General features: G+C 71.6%; 5 protein-coding genes and 1 other RNA gene. 3 read left to right on the top strand and 3 right to left on the bottom strand.

The features are described 5' to 3' along the window. The 3 genes from AC08OQ_RS18125 to AC08OQ_RS18135 all read right to left on the bottom strand — a co-directional run. On the bottom strand, nt 1-1,268 hold a 1,268-nt coding region (locus AC08OQ_RS18125), incomplete at its 3' end, for a serine/threonine-protein kinase (RefSeq protein WP_476612234.1). Between the two features lie 296 nt (nt 1,269-1,564). Beyond that, the gene (locus AC08OQ_RS18130; RefSeq protein ID WP_476602090.1) at nt 1,565-2,140 is read right to left on the bottom strand and encodes a PaaI family thioesterase; all 576 of its coding nucleotides are present in this window, start codon (nt 2,138-2,140) and stop codon (nt 1,565-1,567) included. A gap of 101 nt (nt 2,141-2,241) precedes the next feature. Continuing rightward, a complete protein-coding gene (locus AC08OQ_RS18135) occupies nt 2,242-2,784 on the bottom strand; it encodes a lipopolysaccharide assembly protein LapA domain-containing protein (RefSeq protein WP_462203840.1) in 543 nt (180 codons plus the stop codon). 124 nt (nt 2,785-2,908) lie between these two features. Between AC08OQ_RS18135 and rnpB the strand changes: the two genes are divergently transcribed. From rnpB to AC08OQ_RS18150, 3 genes are all read left to right on the top strand, one after another. Continuing rightward, an RNA gene (gene rnpB, locus AC08OQ_RS18140) (RNase P RNA component class A) lies at nt 2,909-3,319 on the top strand. 41 nt (nt 3,320-3,360) lie between these two features. Then, entirely contained in the window at nt 3,361-3,612 is a 252-nt protein-coding gene (locus tag AC08OQ_RS18145; RefSeq protein WP_462189044.1) for a type II toxin-antitoxin system Phd/YefM family antitoxin, read from the top strand. Between the two features lies 1 nt (nt 3,613). After that, complete coding sequence (locus tag AC08OQ_RS18150) at nt 3,614-3,880, top strand: type II toxin-antitoxin system RelE family toxin (RefSeq protein WP_476602091.1); 267 nt, start codon at nt 3,614-3,616, stop codon at nt 3,878-3,880. Nucleotides 3,881-4,036: the final 156 nt, after the last annotated feature.

Consider the following 4,036-nt stretch of genomic DNA (forward strand, 5'->3'; position numbering starts at 1 on the left):
AGGGCAGCCAGACCCGCGGTCCGGCGCGGGTGGCGCCGGGCACGGGCCCGCCGGCCGGACAGGGGCCGCTTCGCCCCGGCGGGAGCTGCCCCGGCGGAAGCGGCCGCATCATGATCACCGTCAGCCGGCCGGCCACCGGCCTGATCGTCATCCTCGCCGAGCGCGGACCCGCCGACCTGCCCGGACTCGCCGACCTGCCGAAGCTCGCCAGCCTGCCCGGGGTCCCCCGCCGGATCACCGGTCCCGCGTGGCGCCCGGCCCGCTGTCCCCGCACCGTTTGTCCCCGCACCGTCGCCCACTCGCACCCACGCGCCGGCGCTCTCCGGCGCATCGAGGCGGATCTGCGTCTTGGCGTCATGGGTATCCTCCTCCGCGGCCGGCAGAAGGCTCCTCATGCGGGTCGTCACCGGTGGGGCGAGCCAGGCGTCCCGCAGTATCCGGCGTGTCTCGCGCTCCGGGTCGCCAGTAGACCCGATCAGCACGCGCAGCAACGCGTGGGCGCTCGGCCGGGCCATAGGCTCCTTGAGCAACGCCGCGCGGACCGCTGGGCGCAGGGCCAGCGGAACATCCCCGGTGTCGGCCTCGTCGTGGACCACCCGGTACAGCAGCGCGTCGGGCCGGCCGGTCCCGAAGGGGGGTCGCCCCGACGCGGCGAACAGTACCGTCAGGCCCCAGGCGAAGACGTCCGCCGGCGGGCCGATCTCGCCGCGTCCGGTGACCTGCTCCGGGGCCATGTAACCCGGGCTGCCCAGCAACACCCCCGTCCTGGTCGCGGCCGTCGCGTCGACCGCCGCCGCGATGCCGAAGTCGATCACTTTCGGGCCGTCCTCGCTGAGGATCACGTTGCCCGGTTTCAGGTCCCGATGGACGATGCCGGCGTCGTGGATGGCCTTCAGGGCCTCGGCGAGCCCGGTCGCCAGCGCCATGACGACCGGCATGGTCAGCGCGCCCCGGTCGGCGATCGCCTCGGCGAGGCTTTGGCCGTGGATGTGCTCGGTTGCCATCCACAGATCCTCGGCGTCGGGATCGGCATCGACCAGCCTCGCGGTGCAGGCACCGTCGACCGCCCGGGCGGCCGCGACCTCGCGACGGAACCGGCTGCGGAACTCGGGATCGGCCGTGAAGTCCGACCGGATCACCTTGAGGGCGACCGGCCCTCCGGTCTCGTCGTCGATGCCGAGGTAGACGACTCCCATACCACCGGAGCCGAGCCGCGCGGTGAGCGTGAACCGGGCGATCCGCTCCGGATCGCCAGAGCGCAGCGACATCGCCGGCACCGCGCCCTCCTTTCCGTCGAGCTTTCCGCCGCGAGCCGACCGACAGCCGGCGAGGGTTGGCCGCCGGGGCCGACCGCCGCTCCGAACGTTCCGACGCAGTGGCCGAGGCAACGGTCGATGGAGCATCCCGACAGACCCGGAGGCCACGCCCACCGTGCCAGCTACATCTGTGACGGATCTGTGACGGAGATGCGACGGTCCGTGCGGTCGAATCACGGCGAGCAAACGAGTCCCGCCCGTGAGCGGATTCCGAGATTCCGAGATTCGAAGACCAGGAGATTCGAAGATCAGGAAATGGTCTGATGTTCGCGCAGCCGGATCAGGTCCGGATCCTGCTCGATCGCCTGGATGTCCTCGGCCCGGGCATGGGTGACAAAGTGCTCCAGGGGCACTTCGACGAACAGCCCTCGGGCCCGGACCGCGACCCGTCCGGTAGGGCTGTTCAATCGTCCCTCGCCACTGGCGTAGACCCGCCGGCCGAGCACGCCCTCGACCCGCGCCCTCAGGTGCAGGACGGTGCCCACGGGTACCGGCCGCAGGAAGTCCGTCTCCAGCCGGCCGGTCACCAGGCTGGTCCGGGTCAGATGCCCGAGCGCACCCAACGCCTCGTCGAGGGCGCAGCTGAGCAGGCCACCATGGGCGAGGCCCGGCGCTCCCTGATGATGCTCGGTCACCTCGAACGTCGCGCACAGCGCGAGGCCGGCATCGGCGTCGACCCGTAGGTGCAGTCCGTGGGCGGACTGGTCACCGCAGGCGAAGCACCGCACGTAGTGGGACGGCAGCACGGTGCCGGGCGCCGGTGCGTTCGCTGGGCGTGGCGGGAGTTGTGCTCCCGGTGGCAGATCTGTTCGCAACGGCGTCACGACCCGGACTGTACCGACGCGGTGGGATCCGCCTGGCATCTTGCCGACGTGCCTTCCACCAACCGGCTACCGGCCGACCCGCGGCCGAGGACTCCGCTCAGCTACCGGCGGCCGGCCGCGCGACGCAGGTGGCGCAACTCGCGGCGCAGCCTGATCTGAGGAATGACACCGATGAGTAGGCCGACGACGAGACCGGCGGCGGCCGAGGCGGCCAGTGCACCCGCGACCGACATCTGCCTGGTCGAACCGAACAGCCAGATGCTCACGCGCGCGTCGTTCTGCACGACGAAGACCACGACGGCGATCGCGATGAGCAGCACCAGCACGGTGATCGCATAGGTGGTGTAGGCAACCCCGCGACGCGACGGCCGGGCCCCGCCGGTGGGCGCACCCGGGACGCCGGGAGAATCCGGTCCGCCCGGGTGGGCCGGCTGGTGCGGAACGGGCGCCACGGCGCCCGGACCGGCCGGACCAACCGGACCGGCTGGACCAACCGGAACCTGGCCGGCAGGCGTTCCGGAAGGCGAGGCCGCGGGGGTCTGCCCGGCCGCCGCCGGCGCCGCGGGCGCGGGCGGAACGGCGGGCGGAGAGGCCGTACGCCTCGCGTTGCCGAACCCTCGGCCCGGCTGCTTCGGTCCCGTCATGATCGTCCTGTTCCTCGATCCGCCGCCATACCGCCCGATCGGCCGGCTCCGCGCACCGACAGCCCGATCAGCCCTACGCCCAGGAAGCGTAGACCGGGAAGCACTCTATACTGAAGGAAGCGGACGAGTTGGCCGGGCGACCGCGTCGGTGCCGGCTCGTCCGGCGTCGCCGAGGAAAGTCCGGGCTCCACAGGGCAGGGCGATGGGTAACACCCACCCGGGGTGACCCGCGGGACAGTGCCACAGAAAACAGACCGCCGGTGCCGGTTCCGGCGCCGGTAAGGGTGAAACGGTGCGGTAAGAGCGCACCAGCGCCCAGGGTGACCTGGGCGGCTCGGTAAACCCCGCCCGGAGCAAGGTCAGAAGGCCCGTAGCCGCGAGGCCGCGGACCGCGCAGGCGTTCGAGGGCTGCCCGCCCGAGCCTGCGGGTGGACCGCTAGAGGCTGCCGGCAACGGCAGCCCGAGAGAGATGGTCGCCGCCGACGAGCCGTGAGGCTAGCCGGTACAGGACCCGGCTTACAGGCCACCTCGTCCGCCTCAGCGGCCCGACCACTCCCCGGTTTGTACAATCTGGGGATGAGCGAGATGCCGATCAGCGAGGCACGCGACCACCTCGGCGAGATCGTCTCCAAGGCGGAGCACGCCCATGAGCGGATCGTCCTGACCCGTCACGGCCGCGCGGTCGCGGCAGTGATCTCCATAGAAGATCTCCGTGAGCTGGAAGCGGCGGAGGACGAAGCGGATCTCGCCGTCGCCCGAGAGGCGCTGGCCGCCGAGGAGCCTCGCGTACCCCACGCCGACGTCCTCGCCGAGTTCGGCCTGAACTGACGTGGCGCACACCGTCGAGTGGACGACTGCGGCGCTGCGAGAGCTGCGCAAGCTCGACGCCTCCACCACTCGACGGATCCTGATCGCGGTAACACGACTCGCGGCGGAACCCCGCCCCTCGGGGGCCCGGGCCCTCACCGGCCAACCCAGCAGGGTACTGCGGATCAGAGTTGGTGAATACCGGGTGATCTACCAGGTCGACCACACCCGCATTCTCGTCACGATCGTCCACGTCGCCCATCGACGTGAGGTGTACCGGCACCTCTGACCCGAGCCGCTCGGCACCCCCGGAGTCGGCACCCCCGGAGCAAGGTCCAAGGGCCCGTGGCCGTCACAAGTCGCGGACCGCGGAACCGTGCCTAGTACTCCAGTGACAGTGGCCGACGTGTGGTCTCTGTGTGGGGTGGCGCGTGGCGTCCGAACG

The organism is Frankia sp. CcCS3, assembly GCF_977927575.1.